Here is a 15,959-nt window from a genome sequence, read left to right as displayed (position 1 = left end):
ACACGACGGCTTCCTGTGCCGAGCGTGCGGCCGCCTCGCGGCGCCTGCCGTGCGGCGGCGGGAATCCCGGCGCGCCGAGGGTGTTGAACCAAGCGTGAGCTCTTCCATCGCATCGACCCGGTTCTCCTTCCTCGACCGTTCCCGCACCCGTGAGGGGTACGACGCCGCGCAGGCGCTGCGGGACACCGTCACTCTGGCGGGCACCGCGGAGGCCCTCGGCTACCACCGGTTCTGGGTGTCCGAGCACCACAGCGTGCCCGGCGTGGCCGGCTCGGCGCCGACCGTGCTGGCAGCCGCCGTGGCCGCCGCGACCTCGGCCATCAGGGTGGGCACCGGTGGTGTGATGCTCCCGAACCATCAGCCCCTCGTCGTGGCCGAGCAGTTCGGGGTGCTCGCGTCGCTCTTCCCCGGCCGCATCGACATGGGGCTCGGTCGTTCGGTCGGGTTCACCGACGGCATCCGCAGGGCCCTCGGCCGGGACAAGGAGGACGCCGGCGCCTTCGCCGCGCAGCTGGCCGAGCTCCTCGGCTGGCTGGACGGCACGCAGCAGACCCACCCCCACGTGCACGCCCTCCCCGCCGAGGGGCTGCGCGTGCCTCCGTACGTCCTGGCCACCGGCGAAGGTGCCGCCATCGCCGCGGCGGCCGGTCTGCCCCTCGTCGTCGGCGACCTCCGCGGCCGCGACAGACTGGTGAGAGCGGTCGAGGACTACCGCGCCGGCTTCCGCCCTTCCGGGTGGGCCCCGGAGCCCTATGTGATCGTGGCGGGCACCGTCGCGGTCGCCGGGACCGAGGAGGAGGCGCGGCGGCTCCTGGTCCCGGAGGCCTGGTCCATGGCGTACTCCCGTACGCACGGCTCCTTCCCACCCTTGGCTCCGGCCGAGCGGATCGAGGCGCTGGCCATGACGGACAAGGAGCGGGGCCTGTTCGAGAGCGGACTGCGCGGCCACCTGGCGGGCACCGAGGAGACCGTGGCCGCCGGACTGGACCTGGTGATCAAGGAGACCGGTGCGGACGAGGTGCTGGTGACCACGAGCACCTACGACCGCGAGGCGCTGACGGACTCGATGCGGCGCCTCGCACGGATCGCGGGGCTGGGCTGAGCGTCAGCCGCCGACGGGGTGGCCGAACAGGACGTCGTAACCCGGGGGCAGTTGCAGCAGTACACGCTGGAGCAGTTCCTCACCGGCGGCATCGGCCACCACGCTGAGCACGGCGCTCGTGTCCCAGGCCGCCGTCTGCTCGTTGGCGCCCTCGATCCAGGCGGAGACCGCCCGCACGAACCGCTCGGAACTCAGCGGCTCGGCGGCCTGCAGCGGGTTCAGGAGGATGAGCGCGAACGTCTCCGGCAGCCTGGCCGCCAGCTCGTTGCGCTCCTCCCCGACCAGATGGGCCCCCAGCAGGGCCAGCACCACGCGGGACGCCCGCTCCGCCTCCAGTCCCGACGGATAATCGCCGCGTTCCTGGACGGCTTCCAGGAACGGCTGCCACCTCATGTACGTCACCGGTTCCCCTTCGCGGAGCGCGGGCGGAGAGCGGGGTGGGGGAGGGGAAGCCCGTGCCCCGCCCTCCGCGTATCCACCGCATGTCACCTCATTTCCGGTCTTAACATGAGCCCCCGGTGACGGCAAGCGGTGCCTGGCGCCGCACCTGCGGGAGCCGCGGAACCGGCCTACTCCATGGGGTAGATGTCCCCGCTCGCCATGCCGCTGACCTGCACGCTCCGGGATTTGAGCCGGTGCGCCTCGTCCTGGAGGCGCCGGCGCTCCGCGGGATCGGTGGCCTGCTCGGCGGCCCTGACGAGATCCTCGGCCCGGCCGCGCATCTGCTGGAGACGGCTCCGTACGTCCTCTGAATCGCTCATGATCACTCCCTGGCACTGGGCGGAGCGGACTCCTCCACCGAACCAGGCACCCGGGGGTGCGCGCATCTCAGCGGGGGCGCCGGAAGCGCGGAGTGACCGTGCGGGCAGTGCGCTACTCGAACCGGGAGACGTCCCCGGCTCCCCGGCGTACGACCTCCAGCTCGCCCCCGGAGAAGTCGATGACGGTGGTCGGCTCGGTGCCGCAGTCGCCGGAGTCCAGCACGATGTCCACGACGTGGTCGAGGCGTTCCTTGATCTCCCAGCCCTGCGTCAGCGGCTCCTCCTCGTCCGGCAGGAGCAGCGTGCTGGAGAGCAGCGGCTCCCCCAGCTCCTCCAGGAGCGCCTGCGTGACGGTGTGATCCGGGATCCGGACACCGACGGTCTTCTTCTTGGGGTGCAGCAACTGCCGCGGCACCTCCTTGGTGGCGGGGAGGATGAAGGTGTAACTCCCGGGCGTCGCCGCCTTGATCGTGCGGAAGACGTCGTTGTCGACCTGGACGAACTGGCCGAGCTGCGCGAAGTTCTGGCACACCAGGGTGAAGTGGTGGCGGTCGTCGAGGTTCCGGATCGACCGGATGCGGTCGATCCCGTCGCGGCTGCCCAACTGGCAGCCGAGGGCGTAACACGAATCGGTCGGATAGGCGACGAGGGCGCCGGACCGGATGCTCTCGGCCACGTTGGTGATGGTGCGGCGCTGGGGGTTCTCGGGGTGCACGTCGAAGTACTTGGCCATCCGGCGAGTCTACGGCCTCGGGGCGCACGCGTTCCGTTTACGGACTGCGGGGCGCAGGGGCGAACGGCCGCGCCCCCGGCGCCCGTCGAAGGGACGCCAGGGGCGCGGAGAGGTTCGCCGGCTGTCAGGCTCCGGAGGCGTCCAGCATGGCGGCACGCTCGACGACCTTGATGCGCTCACGGCCCTGTTCGGCGCCGAGGGCCTGCTCGTGGGCGTCCAGGCGGTGCCAGCCCTCCTTGGTGGTGTACCGGACGCCGCGCTGCTCCAGGAAGTCGACGATCGCGTCGGGCCCGGGCTGCGCGGGGGCGGGCAGCCGCCCGGCGGCGTGGTCCTCCAGCAGGCAGGCCACGGTCTCGTTGGCGTCGCCCTTGGTGTGCCCGATCAGGCCGATCGGACCACGCTTGATCCACCCGGTGACGTAGACGGAGGGCATCGGCTCCCCGCCCGCCAGTACGCGTCCGGCCGCGTGCGGGACGGTGCCGGAGGCCACGTCGAAGGGCAGCTTCGGCAGCTCCTCCGAGTAGTAGCCGACCGCGCGGTAGACGCTCTGCACGTCCCAGTCCGTGTGGCGGCCCGTGCCCTTCACGTTGCCCGTGCCGTCCAGCTCCGTGCGCTCGGTGCGCAGGGCGACGACGCGGCCGTCCTCGCCGACGACCTCCACCGGGGACTCGAAGAAGTGCAGGAACAGCTTGTGGGGGCGGTCGCCCACGTCCCGGATCGCCCAGTTCTCCAGCGTGGAGGCGACCATGTTGGCCTGCTTGTTCTCCCGACGGGTGGCGATCGAACCCTCGTCGTAGTCGATGTCCTCGGGGTTGACGATGACCTCGATGTTCGGCGAGTGGTCCAGCTCGCGCAGCTCCATCGGGCTGAACTTCGCCTGAGCGGGCCCGCGACGTCCGAAGACGTGCACCTCGAGCGCCTTGTTCGCCTTGAGCCCGTCGTAGACGTTCGCGGGGATCTCGGTCGGGAGCAGCTCGTCCGCCGTCTTCGCGAGGATGCGCGCGACGTCCAGGGCCACGTTGCCGACACCGAGCACGGCGACCTTCTCGGCCTCCAGCGGCCAGGTGCGCGGGACCTCGGGGTGCCCGTCGTACCAGGCGACGAAGTCGGCGGCACCGTAGGAACCGTCCAACTCGATCCCGGGTATGTCGAGGGCACGGTCGGCGTCGGCCCCGGTGGAGAAGATCACGGCGTCGTAGAAGGAGCGCAGATCGTCCAGGCCGATGTCGCCGGGGTAGTCGACGTTGCCGAACAGCCGCAGCTGCGGCTTGTCCAGGACCTGGTGCAGCGCCTTGACGATGCCCTTGATCCGGGGGTGGTCCGGAGCCACTCCGTACCGGATCAGGCCGAAGGGCGCGGGCATGCGCTCGAACAGGTCGATCGATACGCCCGGCTCCTGGGCGGCCTCGGACTTGAGAAGCGCGTCCGCTGCGTAGATTCCGGCGGGACCGGCTCCGACGATGGCGACGCGGACGGGGCGTGTCATGGAGTGATGTTCCTTAGGGCGGGCGAGCACGGGCAGAGTGCAGCGGGGTAAGGCTTGGCTTACTCCGCTGCCCCCACGGTACGGCCTGCCCCCGCAAGCCCCTGGGTCGGGGCGAGTGCATATTTCGGGAATAAGCGGACGTATCAACATCAAGAGGCCCGGATTCTGTGAGCGGATCCTTCCTCCGCCGTCTCACGGGGTTCCACAGAATGAGACGGCAGCCGACGGGCGGGCTGTACGCCGGTGTCCCTGCGCGCCGCTGATCCTCGGCGGAGCCATGATGGGCACACGACCACAGCACTCCGACGAGAGGACACGTGTCATGCCGATCGAGGGCGAGTACGAGCCGAGCCCGACGACGTGGGTCCGTGAGCAGGTCGAGCTCATCGAGAGCTCCGGCGGCACGCAGGGGACCACCTTGCGCGGCAGGCCCGTCATCCTCCTGACCACGCTCGGCGCCAAGAGCGGCAAGCTCCGCAAGACCCCGCTCATGCGGGTCGAGCACGACGGGGAGTACGCCGTGGTCGCCTCCTTGGGCGGCGCGCCCAAGCACCCCGTCTGGTACTACAACGTGCAGGCCCACCCGGAGGTGGAGCTGCAGGACGGGACCGTGAAGCAGGAGATGACCGCCCGCGAGGTCACGGGGGAGGAGAAGGCCCTGTGGTGGGGCCGCGCCGTCGAGGCGTTCCCCGACTACGCCGACTACCAGACCAAGACCGACCGGGAGATCCCGGTCTTCGTGCTCTCCCCGGCGGGCAGGAGCTGAGACGCCGGACGGCGAGCGGGCCGGCGGACCCGTGCGCCGGGGCGGGATGATCCGGACCCGGGCCGGCCGCGGGGCCGCGGTCCTGCCCACGGCCCACGCCGGGCACCCGCCACCCGGGCGCCGAGGTCCGGCCCGGACCCCGCGCACACCTTCCGCCGAACGGCCGAGCACGCCGAGCGACCGCTGCGCGGCCCCGGATCCAATGGACAGGTGACCGCGCCCCCCGACGACTGCCTCGCGCGCAATGAGTGGATCTGCGGCGCCTACCTCACCAGCCGTCGCGAGATTCTCATGGACGCGACGCTCCAGCACCTCCAGCTGACGGCCGTGTCCCTGCTGCTCGGACTCGTGATCGCGCTACCGCTCGCCCTGGCCGCCCGCCACCGCCGCTGGGCGGCCGGGCCCGTGCTCGGCGTGACCACCGTCCTGTACACGATTCCCTCGCTCGCGATGTTCTCGCTGCTGCTCCCCGTGTACGGACTCTCCGCCGCGCTCGTGGTCGCCGGCCTCGTCCTCTACTCGCTGACCCTCCTCGTGCGGAACATCCTCGCCGGACTGCGCGCCGTCCCCGAAGAGACCCGGCAGGCGGCGCGCGGCATGGGCTACGGCCCCCTGAGGCTCCTCCTCACCGTCGAGCTCCCGCTCGCCCTGCCCGCGGCCATGGCCGGGCTACGGATCGCCGCCGTCTCCGCCGTCTCGCTCGTCACGGTCGGCGCCATCGTCGGATTCGGCGGACTGGGCAACCTCATCTACTCCGGCATGAACACCTACTTCAAGGCCCAGGTGCTCACCGCCTCGGTCCTCTGCGTCGTCATCGCCGTCGCCGCGGACCTCCTGCTCCTCGGGGCGCAGAGGCTGCTGACGCCCCTGGACCAGGAGGACCCCGTGAACACCCTGGCGGACGCCTGGTCCTGGCTCACCACATCCGCCCACTGGTCCGGCCCCGACGGCATCTGGAACCGGCTGGGCGAACACCTCTTCCTCACCGTCGTCTGCCTGCTGATCAGCTGTGCCCTCGCCCTGCCGGTGGCCCTCTGGCTCGGCCACATCGGCAAGGGCGGCGCTCTGGCCGTCAACCTGTCCAACATCGGACGCGCGGTACCCACCTTCGCCGTTCTCGTCCTCCTGCTGCTCACCCCGGTCGGCCGGTGGGACCAGGGGCCGACCATCATCGCCCTCGTCCTGTTCTCGGTCCCCCCGCTCCTCACCAACGCCTATGTGGGCATGCGTGAGGTCGACCCCGACGTCGTACGGGCGGCGCGCGGCATGGGGATGACCGGCCGGCAGATGCTGCGGCAGGTGGAGCTGCCGCTCGCCCTGCCGCTCGTCCTCACCGGTGTGCGCGTCGCCGCCGTGCAGCTCGTCGCCACCGCCACCCTCGCGGCGCTCGTCGGCGGCGGCGGGCTCGGCCGGATCATCACGGCCGGGTTCAACCTGGCCTCCACACCGCAGGTCGTCGCCGGAGCCGTCCTCGTCGCCGTCTTCGCCCTGCTCGTCGAGGGGCTCTTCGAGGCGGGACTGAGGCTGGCGCCCCACCGCGACCGTGGACGGAAGGCGGCATGAGGAGGCTGCGGGGAGCCGCCCGCCTGCTGCCGGCGCTCCTCCTCGCCGCCGCCTGCACCACGGGGCCCAGCCTGGAGAGCCAGGGCGACGTCACCGCGCCGCCCGGCGACAGCAAGCACCTGACCATCGGCTCCGCGGGCTTCACCGAGAGCGACCTGCTCGCCCAGATGTACGCGCTGCTGCTGGACCGGGCCGGCTACTCCACGCGCATCATCTCCGTCACCAACCGGGAGATCTACGAACCGGCCCTGGAGAGCGGCCAGATCGACGTCGTACCCGAATACGCCGCCACATTCGCCGACTGGCTCAACGCCAAGGCACATGGAGCCGACGCGGCACCGGTCGGCTCACCCGACCTGGACACGACCATGAAGGCCCTGCGCCTCCTGGCCGGGCCCCGCGGTCTCACCGTCCTCGAACCCGGCCGCGCCGTCGACCAGAACGCCTTCGCGGTCGCCGAGCCCTATGCCGAGAAGCACCGTCTGAAGACGCTCGGCGACCTCGGCAGGAACGGTCTGCCCGTCCGTCTGGCGGCCGGGGACGAATGCGTGCAGCGCCCCTACTGCGCCCCCGGCCTGAAGAAGACGTACGGCATCGACATCACCGCCGTCGACCCCAAGGGCGTCGGCACCACCCAGGCGAAACAGGCGGTCCAGCGCGGCCAGGACCAGATGGTGCTGACCACCACGACCGACGCCACCCTCGACGACTTCGGCCTCGTCCTGCTGGCCGACGACAAGCACCTGCAGAACGCCGACCACCTCGTCCCCGTCGTGAACCGCGCGAGGGCGGGCGGCGCCGGGGTGCGTGACGCCCTGGAAAGGCTCAACACCGCGCTGACGACCGCCGACCTGGCCCGGATGAACGAACAGGTCGACAGCTGGCGCCGGCTTCCGGAGGACGTCGCCCGGACCTACCTCGAGTCCCGGGAGCTGATCCCGACGAGCTGAGTGCCGGGCGGCGGCTTCCGGACACGGGGAGCACGTCCGGCGGCCGGTCTCAGGCCGGCACAGCGGGCTGTCGCGGGACCTCAGGCGCCCACCCGGGCGCACCGCCGTGCAGCGCGCCGTAGTACGGATCGCCCGGACCGATCTCGCCCGCCCGTACGGTGGCCCCGGTGAAGGCCGCCTTGTAGAGGGCGGCGACCAGCTCCAGGCTCTTCCGCCCGTCCGCGCCACTGCTCCGAGGCCTGCGCCCGGCCCGCAGGTCCTCCAGCAGCCCCTTGAGCTGTGCCTCGTGCGAGCTGGGCACATCGGGTCCGAAGTCCCGCCAGACGTCCGCCGCTTCGGGAGTCACTCCAGGAGCGGGTGTGATCCGCCAGTCCGCGTTCCGGTGCCCGTACAGGTGAGTGAGTTCGACCGTCGCGCGCTCGCAGTCGATCCGGATCCTGCTGACCTCGTCCGGACTGAGCACGCTGTTCACGACGGTGGCCACCGCACCGTTCTCGAAGCGGACGAGCGCGGTGGAGACGTCCTCCGTCTCCACGTCGTGCACGAGCCGCCCCGCCATCGCGCGGATCTCCGTCCACGGGCCCAGCAGATCGAGCAGCAGGTCCATCTGATGGATGCCGTGCCCCATCGTGGGCCCACCGCCCTCGCTGCTCCAGCTGCCCCGCCACGGAACGGCGTAGTACGCCTCGTCCCTGTACCAGGTCGTCTGGCAGTGAGCCACCAGCGGCCGTCCCATGGCCCGACCGGCGAGCAGCTCCCGCACGTGCCGGGCGCCCGAGCCGAAGCGGTGCTGGAACACGATCGCCGCGTACGGGCCGGCACCACCGGCGCCCTCCGCCGCCTCCATCGCGTCGAAGTCCTCCAACGACGGACACGGCGGCTTCTCGCACCACACCCACGACCCGGCGCGCAGCGCCGCCACCGTCTGGTCGCGGTGGAACCGGGGCGGGGTGGCGAGCGTGACCAGGTCCGGGCGCTGCTCGGCCAGCATCCGGTCGAGGTCGGTGTACGGGTGGACGATCCCCGCGTCACCGCAGAACGCCTCGACCGCGGCCGCGTCGACATCGACCGCGGCGACGATCTCCAACGGCTGACCGGCGGCGAGCGCGGTCAGCGCGGGCAGATGGCTGCCCCGCGCGATCGCGCCCGTCCCGACGATCGCGACCCGCACCGGCTCGCGGTGCGAAGGATTGCTGGTCGTGACAAACACCCCTTCAGGCGGAGAAGGGCGCCCACTCGGTAGTAAGCGCTTTCCACCCGGGAACCTAGGCTCCGCCCGCGGGGCGGGTCAAGAGGCGCGGGCCGCGTCCTTCCGTCAGGCCTTCAGCAGCCGCGGGAGGCGCGTGAGCTGAACGGCGTGCTGGAACGGGCCGCCACCCTCGTGATCGTTGAAGTGGTACACCTCGATCTCCTTCGTGGCGTGCGCGTACGCGTTGAACGCGGCGAACACCGTGGACGGCGGGCAGGTCAGGTCCTCCATGGCCACGGAGAACAGGGCGGGTGCCCGCCCGCGTGCGGCGAAGTGGACCCCGTCGAAGTAGGCCAGGGTCCTGGCCGTCTGCTCGGCCCGGCCCCGGTGCGTCTTGAGGTAGTCGCCGATCTCGCGGTAGGGCTTGCGGTCGGTCATCCGGGTCGCCCGGGGGAAGTCGCAGAGGAACGGCACGTCCGGGGCGACGGCCGCCAGGTCCGGCACCAGCCCGCCGACGGCGAGGGCCAGGCCGCCGCCCTGGCTCGCGCCGACCACCGCGGTGCGTGACGCGTCGGCCAGCGGATGCGAGCGGGCCGCCTCCACCGCGCGTACGGCGTCCGTGATCACCCTGCGGTAGTAGTACGTGGCCGGGTCCTCGATGCCCTGGGTCATGAACCCGGGCAGGGACGGGCCGGAGCCCACCGGGTCGGCGGTGTCGCCCGGGGCCCAGCCGCTGCCCTGGCCCCGGGTGTCCATCACGAAGTGGGCCATGCCGGCCGAGGCCCACAGCAGATGGGTGTGGGGCAGGCTCCGGCCCCCGCCGTACCCGATGAACTCCACGACCACGGGCAGGGGTTCGGTGGTCCCGGCCGGTATGACGAACCATCCCTTGACGGGGTGGCCGCCGAAACCGGCGAACGTGACGTCGTAGACCTCGACCGTGACGAGGCCGAGACCGGCCCGCAGCTCGAAGCGTGCGTCCAGATCGTGGGTTCTCGCCTCGTCGAGCGTGGCCGACCAGAACGCGTCGAAGTCCTCGGGCTCCACCGACCGGCTGCGGTAGGCGTGCAGTTCATCGAGAGGAAGATCGAACAGGGCCATGGGGGACCGCCTCATGTCGTGAGGGTGAATGAATGGTCACACCGTACGACGGTCGGCCCGAACGTCAACACGCTCTCGAATGGTGGGAAAAGGCGTTGCCCGTGCTGCGGGCTCCTGCGAGGCTTCCGGCATGTCCGATACGGAACCACGCGGTTCGCACCAGGTGGCCGCACTCTTCTCGGGCGGGCGCCTGACGGCGATCCCCCGGAAGCCCGCCCGGCGCGAGCAGTTGCTGGTGCACCTCGCGCACACGCTCTTCGAGCGGGACCGCGTATACACCGAACGCGAGGTCAACGACGCCCTGCTCACGGTGCACGAGGACTGCTCGGCTCTGCGCCGCCACCTCGTGGTGGCCGGCCTGCTGGAGCGGCCCCGCGACGGCAGCAGCTACCGCCGGGGCCGGTAGCCGACGGGCCCTGCTCCGCGTGGGCGGAACGTGGCCGGGCGGGCGCACGGCGCCGGCCCGGCCCGATCGTTCCACGGCCCGGGCGGGCCTGGTGCGGGTCAGTTGAGCGTGTCGGGGTCCGGGCCCGTGCGCATGCCACGGTCGAGGCCCGCGATCGCGTCCATGTCGGCGGCCGACAGCTCGAAGTCGAAGACGTCGATGTTCTGCCGGATGCGTGCGGGCGTGACCGACTTGGGGATCACGACGTTGCCGAGCTGGAGGTGCCAGCGCAGGACCACCTGGGCCGGCGTTTTCCCGTGGCGTTCGGCGAGGGAGACGATCGCCTCGTCCTTCAGCAGAGCCCCCTGCGCCAGCGGGCTCCAGGCCTCGGTGGCGATCCCGTACTCCGCGTGCACGGCCCGCAGTTCGGTCTGCTGGAGCCCGGGGTGCAGCTCGATCTGGTTGACCGCGGGGATCAGCGAGCTCTCCTCGCGGAGGCGGCGCAGGTGTGCGGGCTGGAAGTTGGAGACGCCCGCGGCGCGGATCCGGCCGTCGGCCAGCAGCTTCTCCAGGGCGCGCCAGGTCTCGACGTAGAGGCCGCGCGCCGGGGTGGGCCAGTGGATGAGGTACAGGTCCACATGATCGAGGCCCAGCGCGGCCAGACTCGTGTCGAAGGCGGCGAGCGCGGCGTCGTACCCCTGGTCCGCGTTCCAGAGCTTCGTCGTCACGAACAGCTCCTCGCGGGCGAGCCCGGACTCGGCCAGGGCGCGGCCCACACCGGCCTCGTTGCCGTAGACGGCCGCGGTGTCGATGGAGCGGTAGCCGGCCTCCAGTGCCGCGGAGACCGCGGCGGTGGTCTCGTCGTCGGGGACCTGGAAGACGCCGAAGCCGAGCTGGGGGATCGGGACGCCGTTGTTGAGGGTGACGGTGGGGACCGTGCTCATGGTGGGGCCTCTCGTGATGTCGGACCGAGCCGACCTGCGTACGATGGTTACTGGCGTAGACAATAATTGCATACGCGGGTTAATGGCAAGCGCCGGTAAATCGGGCGGTGCTCGTCAGGCGTCCGCGGCGGGATTTCAGGCATCCGCGATCGAGTCGAACCGCACCTGGTCGCGCCCCACCCCCTGTGCGTCCGCGTCCACCGACCTGCGCAGCGCCTCATGGAGCTTCGCCGGGGTCAGGACGCCGAGGAACCTCGCCCCGTCCAGCACCGCGATCCATCCGGCGTCGTGCTGCAGCATCTCGCTGAACGCCTGTTTCAGCGGGGACCCGACAGGCACCCAGGCGTCCATGCGCCGCGCCAGGCCGCCTACGGTGTCGCTCCCGCCCGCACCCCGCAGGGCGTCCGCCGCCACCCAGCCGTGCAACTCCCCGCCGCCGTTCAGGACGACGGCCCAGCGAGCGCCCAGCGCGTCCAGTCGCTCGGCGGCGGTATGCGCGGGTTCATCCGTGCGGGCGACCGGAGGCTCCTCCAGGTCCTCGGGCTCGACCGCGGTGACCGACAGCCGCTTCAGACCGCGGTCGGAGCCCACGAACCTCGCCACGTACGGCGAAGCGGGGGTCCCGAGCACGGCCCCCGGGCTGTCGTACTGCTCGATGCGCCCCTCGCCGTACACCGCGATCCTGTCGCCCATCCGCACCGCCTCCTCGATGTCGTGCGTCACGAGCAGCACGGTCTTCCTCACCCTCGACTGGAGGTTGAGGAATTCGCTCTGCAGGCGCTCGCGCACCACCGGGTCAACGGCTCCGAACGGCTCGTCCATCAACAGCACCGGCGGGTCCGCGGCCAGGGCCCGCGCCACCCCCACCCGCTGGCGCTGGCCGCCGGAGAGCTGGGCCGGATAGCGCGGGCCGTAGGTCCTCGGGTCGAGCCCCACCAGATCCAGCAGCTCGGCGGCGCGCTCCCGCGCCCTGGCGCGCTTCCAGCCGACCAGGGCGGGGACGGTCGCCGTGTTGTCCAGCACGGTCCGGTGCGGGAAGAGGCCCACCTGCTGGATCACATAGCCGATCCGGCGGCGCAGCCGCACCGGGTCGATCGTCGAGATGTCCTCCCCGCCCACCAGGATCCGGCCGGATGTCGGCTCGATCAGCCGGTTCACCATCATCATCGTGGTCGTCTTCCCGCAGCCGGAAGGCCCGACGAGCGTGACCAGCTCCCCCTCGCCCACTTCGAAGGACAGGCCGTCCACAGCGGTCGTGCCGTCCGGGTAGACCTTGCTGACCTGCTCGAACCGGATCATGAGTGCACGGTAGAAGCCACCGGGGCGGGCCGCACACGGGCCGCGACCGACCGGGGCACGGTGGTGTGCTGAACTGTCCGGGAAACACCGGATACAGGAGTTCCCTTGAACAGCTACCGCCAGCCCGGCATCGTCCTCACCGACCGACGCTTCACGGTCCCGCTCGACCACGACGATCCCGGCGGCGAGACCATCGAGATCTTCGCCCGTGAAGCCGTGGCGAGCGGGAAGGCCGCCGACCGTCTGCCGTGGCTGGTCTACCTGGAAGGCGGCCCCGGCTTCGGCGCCCGCCGCTTCGTGGGCACGGAGGCCTGGCTGGGACGGGCCGTGCGGGAGTTCCGGGTGCTGCTCCTGGACCAGCGCGGGACCGGTCTCTCCACCCCGGCCAACCGGCAGACGCTGCCGAAGCGCGGCGGCGCCCGCGAACAGGCCGACCACCTCGCCCACTTCCGCGCCGACAGCATCGTCCGCGACTGCGAACTGATCCGGCCGAGGCTCACGGGCGGCGCGCCCTGGACCGTCCTGGGGCAGTCCTTCGGCGGTTTCTGCGCCGTCCGTTACCTGTCGGCCGCCCCGGAGGGGCTCGAGGCCGTCCTCATCACCGGCGGCCTGCCCTCGCTGGACGCACACGCCGACGACGTCTACCGGGCCGCCTATCCGCGGATCGAGCGCAAGGTGGCTGCGCACTACGCCCGCTACCCGCAGGACGTCGCCCGCGCCCGCTCGATCGCCGCGTACCTCGCCGAGCACCGCCCGGACAGCGCCGGGCACACGCTGACACCCGAGGGATTCCAGTCCCTCGGCATCATGCTGGGCGGCGGCAACGGCAGCCACCAGCTGCACTACCTCCTGGAGAACGCTTTCGTCGAAGGCCCGCACGGCACCGAGCTGTCCGACGCCTTCCAGGAGGCCATGCGCACCGCCACCTCGTTCGCCGGCCACCCGCTGTACGCCCTCATGCACGAGGCGATCTACGGTCAGGGCGCGCGGCCCACCGACTGGGCCGCCGAACGCGTCCGTGCCGAGTTCCCTCAGTTCGACGCCGCCGCGGCACTGGCGGGCGACGGCCCCGTGCTCTTCACCGGTGAGAGCATCCACCCCTGGCACTTCGACGTCGATCCCGCGCTGCGCCCCCTGCGCGAGACCGCGGAGCTCCTCGCCGCCCGTACCGACTGGCCCGTCCTGTACGACGCGGAGCGGCTCGCGGCCAACGAGGTCCCGGTGGCCGCGGCCGTCTACCACGACGACATGTACGTGGACACCGGCCACGCGCTCCGCACCGCGTCCTCGATCCGCGGCCTGCGCACGTGGGTGACCAGCGAGTACGAGCACGACGGCGTGCGCGCGGGCGGTCCCCGCGTTCTGGACCGGCTGCTCGCCCTCGTCCGGGGCGAGGCCGACCGCTAGCGCCTTCCGTTCGGATCAGTCCTGATCCGAACGGAAGGCCCCAGGGGCCGGCGGTCACCCCTGCAGGGCGTCCAGCGTGGCGTCCAGGCCGGCCGCCGAGTGCGGCGCGCGGTTGTACGGGAGCTTCGAGAGGGCGGCGGCCATGCCGCAGGTGTTGCTCACCGCGGAGTAGACGAGTCCGGCGCCGATGCCCGCCGACAGCCACCGCGCAGCCGGGAAACGGCGGCCCGCGAGGAGGCCGGCCACGACCAGCGAACCGGCGGCGAGGCGCACCTGGCGCTCCATCGGCCAGGTCGTCCGGGCGCCCACCGGACGGTCGAGCCCGTGCCCCTCACCCTCCCAGGCTGACGTCCCGCCGGTCAGGGTCGCCGCGTAGATGTCCGCGTCGGCGAGGATCTCGCACGCCCTGGTGGACCGCACTCCGGAGGCGCACACCACCAGCAGGGATCCACGGGCGGAGGCCGACTTCACGGCGGGAACCGCCTCGGTGAGCCGGTCGAGCGGGATGTTCAGAGCGCCGGGCACGTGCCCGGAGGCGTACTCACCGGGGGCCCGGACGTCGATGACGGTGAACTCCTCCAGCCGGGCTGCGGCCTCGGTGGGGGAGAGGGAGGCGGGGCTGATCACGAGCGGGGTTCCTTTCGATCGCCGGAGCGGGGGCGGTGCGGGGTCCTGCTCACCCCGGCGCCCGAACGCCAATAATACCCCCGTGGGTATTTCCTCCGGCTCTGCGCGGCTGGTCGTACGGCGCGTCCGGCCGGAGCGGCTCCCTGCTCCCTGCCCCGAACCGCTTCCGCAATGCACGCATCCGTCACCTTCCGCTGGATAACCTGCCGGGTATGACGGAGCAGCTGGAACCCATGCCCGCGGACTGGCACCGCGCCCTGGCCGTGGTGGCCCACCCGGACGACCTGGAGTACGGCTGCGCCGCCGCCGTGGCCGGCTGGACCGACGAGGGGCGGGAGGTCACCTATCTCCTGGCGACCCGCGGAGAGGCCGGGATCGACACGATCGCCCCGGCTGAGTGCGGTCCGCTGCGCGAGCGGGAACAGCGCGAGAGCGCCGCCGCCGTCGGTGTCGCCGCCGTGGAGTTCCTCGACCACCGGGACGGCGTCATCGAGTACGGCGCCGCGCTGCGACGGGACATCACCGCGGCCATCCGCCGTCACCGGCCCGAGCTGCTCATCACCCTCAACCACAGGGACACCTGGGGTGGCGTCGCCTGGAACACCCCGGACCACCGTGCGGTCGGCCGGGCCGCCCTGGACGCCGCGGGCGACGCGGGAAACCGCTGGATCTTCCCGGAACTGGGTGACCAGGGACTGGAGCCGTGGGACGGGGTGCGCTGGGTCGCCGTGGCGGGCACCGGCCGGCCCACCCACGCCGTGGACGCCGCGCCGGGATTCGAGCGCTCCGTCCGGTCGCTGCTGGCCCACCGTACGTACATCGAGGTGCTGACGGACGAGGACCCGGAGGCGTACTGCCGTACGTTCCTCACGGGCACCACGGAAGCGGCTGCCGAGCGATTCGGGGGCCGGCCGGCCGTCGCCTTCGAACTGTTCGGGCGCTGACCCGCCCGGCCCCGCCGCCACGAGTACGGGTGTCCGATTGACAAACGAGATTGCTGATTCTGCAATGGGCGCATGAATGCACAGAACGAGGGTGACCGCGAGCTCGACGCCGTACTCACCGGGGTGGGTCCACGGCTGAGGCGGCTGCGCAAGGACCGTGGCGTCACGCTCACGGGGCTCTCCGAGGTCACCGGAATCTCCGTCTCCACCCTGTCCAGGCTCGAATCCGGGGGCCGGCGCCCCAGTCTGGAGCTGCTGCTCCCCATCGCCCGGGCCCACGAGGTGCCGCTCGACGATCTCGTCGGGGCGCCCCCGGTCGGTGATCCGAGAGTCAAGGCGAAACCGATCGTGCACGGCACGAAGACGTCCCTGCCGCTCACCGCCCGGCCGGGGGGCCTCCAGGCCTACAAGGTCATCCAGGAGGCGCCGTGCACGGAGGCCCCCGAGCAGCGCACGCACGAGGGGTACGAGTGGCTGTACGTGCTCAACGGCAGGCTGCGCCTCAAGCTCGCCGAGCACGACCTGGTCCTGGCCCCCGGTGAGGCCGCCGAGTTCGACACCAGGCTCCCGCACTGGTTCGGCCCGGCCGGCGACGAGCCGGTCGAATTCCTCAGCCTGTTCGGGCCGCAGGGGGAGCGGATGCATGTGAGGGCCAAGCCGAAGCGGTCGTGAACGGGTCCGGGCCGGGGGCCGCGAGGTGTT

The 15,959-nt window shown here is 71.8% G+C and carries 17 protein-coding genes and 1 pseudogene; 9 read left to right on the top strand and 9 right to left on the bottom strand.

Annotation, left to right across the window (positions count from 1 at the left end; all coding sequences use genetic code 11):
* Nucleotides 1-94 precede the first annotated feature (94 nt).
* Nucleotides 95-1,102 (top strand): MsnO8 family LLM class oxidoreductase, encoded by a 1,008-nt coding sequence (locus AB0P41_RS23925; protein ID WP_365934048.1) that lies wholly within the window; start codon nucleotides 95-97, stop codon nucleotides 1,100-1,102.
* 3 nt (nucleotides 1,103-1,105) lie between these two features.
* Here the strand turns inward: AB0P41_RS23925 and AB0P41_RS23920 are convergent, their stop codons facing one another.
* The 4 genes from AB0P41_RS23920 to AB0P41_RS23905 form a co-directional block, all read right to left on the bottom strand.
* Entirely contained in the window at nucleotides 1,106-1,495 is a 390-nt protein-coding gene (locus AB0P41_RS23920; RefSeq protein ID WP_356711280.1) for a DUF2267 domain-containing protein, read from the bottom strand.
* Between the two features lie 176 nt (nucleotides 1,496-1,671).
* Complete coding sequence (locus AB0P41_RS23915) at nucleotides 1,672-1,863, bottom strand: DUF6381 family protein (protein ID WP_365934046.1); 192 nt, start codon at nucleotides 1,861-1,863, stop codon at nucleotides 1,672-1,674.
* Nucleotides 1,864-1,975: 112 nt separating this feature from the next.
* On the bottom strand, nucleotides 1,976-2,596 hold the full coding sequence (locus AB0P41_RS23910) for an L-threonylcarbamoyladenylate synthase (protein ID WP_356710973.1): 621 nt from the start codon (nucleotides 2,594-2,596) through the stop codon (nucleotides 1,976-1,978).
* 124 nt (nucleotides 2,597-2,720) lie between these two features.
* A complete protein-coding gene (locus tag AB0P41_RS23905; RefSeq protein ID WP_365934043.1) occupies nucleotides 2,721-4,082 on the bottom strand; it encodes an FAD-dependent oxidoreductase in 1,362 nt (453 codons plus the stop codon).
* Nucleotides 4,083-4,404: 322 nt separating this feature from the next.
* On the opposite strand from AB0P41_RS23905, the gene AB0P41_RS23900 reads away from it, so the two are divergent.
* From AB0P41_RS23900 to AB0P41_RS23885, 4 genes and pseudogenes are all read left to right on the top strand, one after another.
* A complete protein-coding gene (locus tag AB0P41_RS23900; protein WP_356711277.1) occupies nucleotides 4,405-4,848 on the top strand; it encodes a nitroreductase family deazaflavin-dependent oxidoreductase in 444 nt (147 codons plus the stop codon).
* Nucleotides 4,849-5,058: 210 nt separating this feature from the next.
* Nucleotides 5,059-5,715 (top strand): annotated as a pseudogene (locus AB0P41_RS23895) (ABC transporter permease); the annotation flags it as partial.
* A gap of 18 nt (nucleotides 5,716-5,733) precedes the next feature.
* Nucleotides 5,734-6,411 (top strand): ABC transporter permease subunit, encoded by a 678-nt coding sequence (locus tag AB0P41_RS23890; protein WP_356710967.1) that lies wholly within the window; start codon nucleotides 5,734-5,736, stop codon nucleotides 6,409-6,411.
* Complete coding sequence (locus AB0P41_RS23885; RefSeq protein ID WP_365934042.1) at nucleotides 6,408-7,361, top strand: ABC transporter substrate-binding protein; 954 nt, start codon at nucleotides 6,408-6,410, stop codon at nucleotides 7,359-7,361. The genes AB0P41_RS23890 and AB0P41_RS23885 overlap by 4 nt, the downstream gene beginning before the upstream one ends.
* Nucleotides 7,362-7,410: 49 nt before the next feature.
* On the opposite strand, the gene AB0P41_RS23880 is transcribed toward AB0P41_RS23885, so the two are convergent.
* Together AB0P41_RS23880 and AB0P41_RS23875 are read right to left on the bottom strand one after the other, a co-directional pair.
* The gene (locus AB0P41_RS23880) at nucleotides 7,411-8,571 is read right to left on the bottom strand and encodes a Gfo/Idh/MocA family oxidoreductase (RefSeq protein WP_365934040.1); all 1,161 of its coding nucleotides are present in this window, start codon (nucleotides 8,569-8,571) and stop codon (nucleotides 7,411-7,413) included.
* 105 nt (nucleotides 8,572-8,676) lie between these two features.
* The gene (locus AB0P41_RS23875; protein ID WP_365934218.1) at nucleotides 8,677-9,651 is read right to left on the bottom strand and encodes an acetylxylan esterase; all 975 of its coding nucleotides are present in this window, start codon (nucleotides 9,649-9,651) and stop codon (nucleotides 8,677-8,679) included.
* Nucleotides 9,652-9,781: 130 nt separating this feature from the next.
* On the opposite strand from AB0P41_RS23875, the gene AB0P41_RS23870 reads away from it, so the two are divergent.
* Nucleotides 9,782-10,057, top strand: a complete 276-nt coding sequence (locus AB0P41_RS23870; protein ID WP_365934038.1) for a DUF2087 domain-containing protein — start codon at nucleotides 9,782-9,784, stop codon at nucleotides 10,055-10,057.
* A 98-nt stretch (nucleotides 10,058-10,155) separates the two neighbouring features.
* On the opposite strand, the gene AB0P41_RS23865 is transcribed toward AB0P41_RS23870, so the two are convergent.
* Both AB0P41_RS23865 and AB0P41_RS23860 read right to left on the bottom strand, forming a co-directional pair.
* Entirely contained in the window at nucleotides 10,156-10,980 is an 825-nt protein-coding gene (locus tag AB0P41_RS23865; protein ID WP_356710959.1) for an aldo/keto reductase, read from the bottom strand.
* A gap of 135 nt (nucleotides 10,981-11,115) precedes the next feature.
* The gene (locus AB0P41_RS23860; protein ID WP_356710956.1) at nucleotides 11,116-12,279 is read right to left on the bottom strand and encodes an ATP-binding cassette domain-containing protein; all 1,164 of its coding nucleotides are present in this window, start codon (nucleotides 12,277-12,279) and stop codon (nucleotides 11,116-11,118) included.
* A gap of 105 nt (nucleotides 12,280-12,384) precedes the next feature.
* Here AB0P41_RS23860 and AB0P41_RS23855 point away from each other — a divergent pair, with 105 nt between their 5' ends.
* On the top strand, nucleotides 12,385-13,686 hold the full coding sequence (locus tag AB0P41_RS23855) for an alpha/beta fold hydrolase (protein WP_365934035.1): 1,302 nt from the start codon (nucleotides 12,385-12,387) through the stop codon (nucleotides 13,684-13,686).
* Nucleotides 13,687-13,740: 54 nt separating this feature from the next.
* Here the strand turns inward: AB0P41_RS23855 and AB0P41_RS23850 are convergent, their stop codons facing one another.
* Nucleotides 13,741-14,313, bottom strand: a complete 573-nt coding sequence (locus AB0P41_RS23850; RefSeq protein ID WP_365934033.1) for a rhodanese-like domain-containing protein — start codon at nucleotides 14,311-14,313, stop codon at nucleotides 13,741-13,743.
* A gap of 212 nt (nucleotides 14,314-14,525) precedes the next feature.
* On the opposite strand from AB0P41_RS23850, the gene AB0P41_RS23845 reads away from it, so the two are divergent.
* Both AB0P41_RS23845 and AB0P41_RS23840 read left to right on the top strand, forming a co-directional pair.
* Nucleotides 14,526-15,257, top strand: a complete 732-nt coding sequence (locus tag AB0P41_RS23845; RefSeq protein ID WP_365934032.1) for a PIG-L deacetylase family protein — start codon at nucleotides 14,526-14,528, stop codon at nucleotides 15,255-15,257.
* A gap of 72 nt (nucleotides 15,258-15,329) precedes the next feature.
* Nucleotides 15,330-15,929 (top strand): XRE family transcriptional regulator, encoded by a 600-nt coding sequence (locus tag AB0P41_RS23840; protein ID WP_365934030.1) that lies wholly within the window; start codon nucleotides 15,330-15,332, stop codon nucleotides 15,927-15,929.
* Nucleotides 15,930-15,959 lie beyond the last annotated feature (30 nt).

Source organism: Streptomyces sp. NPDC079167, from assembly GCF_040686735.1.
Taxonomy (GTDB): domain Bacteria; phylum Actinomycetota; class Actinomycetes; order Streptomycetales; family Streptomycetaceae; genus Streptomyces.
The sequence above is the reverse complement of the archived record's forward strand: the minus strand, read 5'-3'. Positions and strand labels throughout refer to the sequence as shown.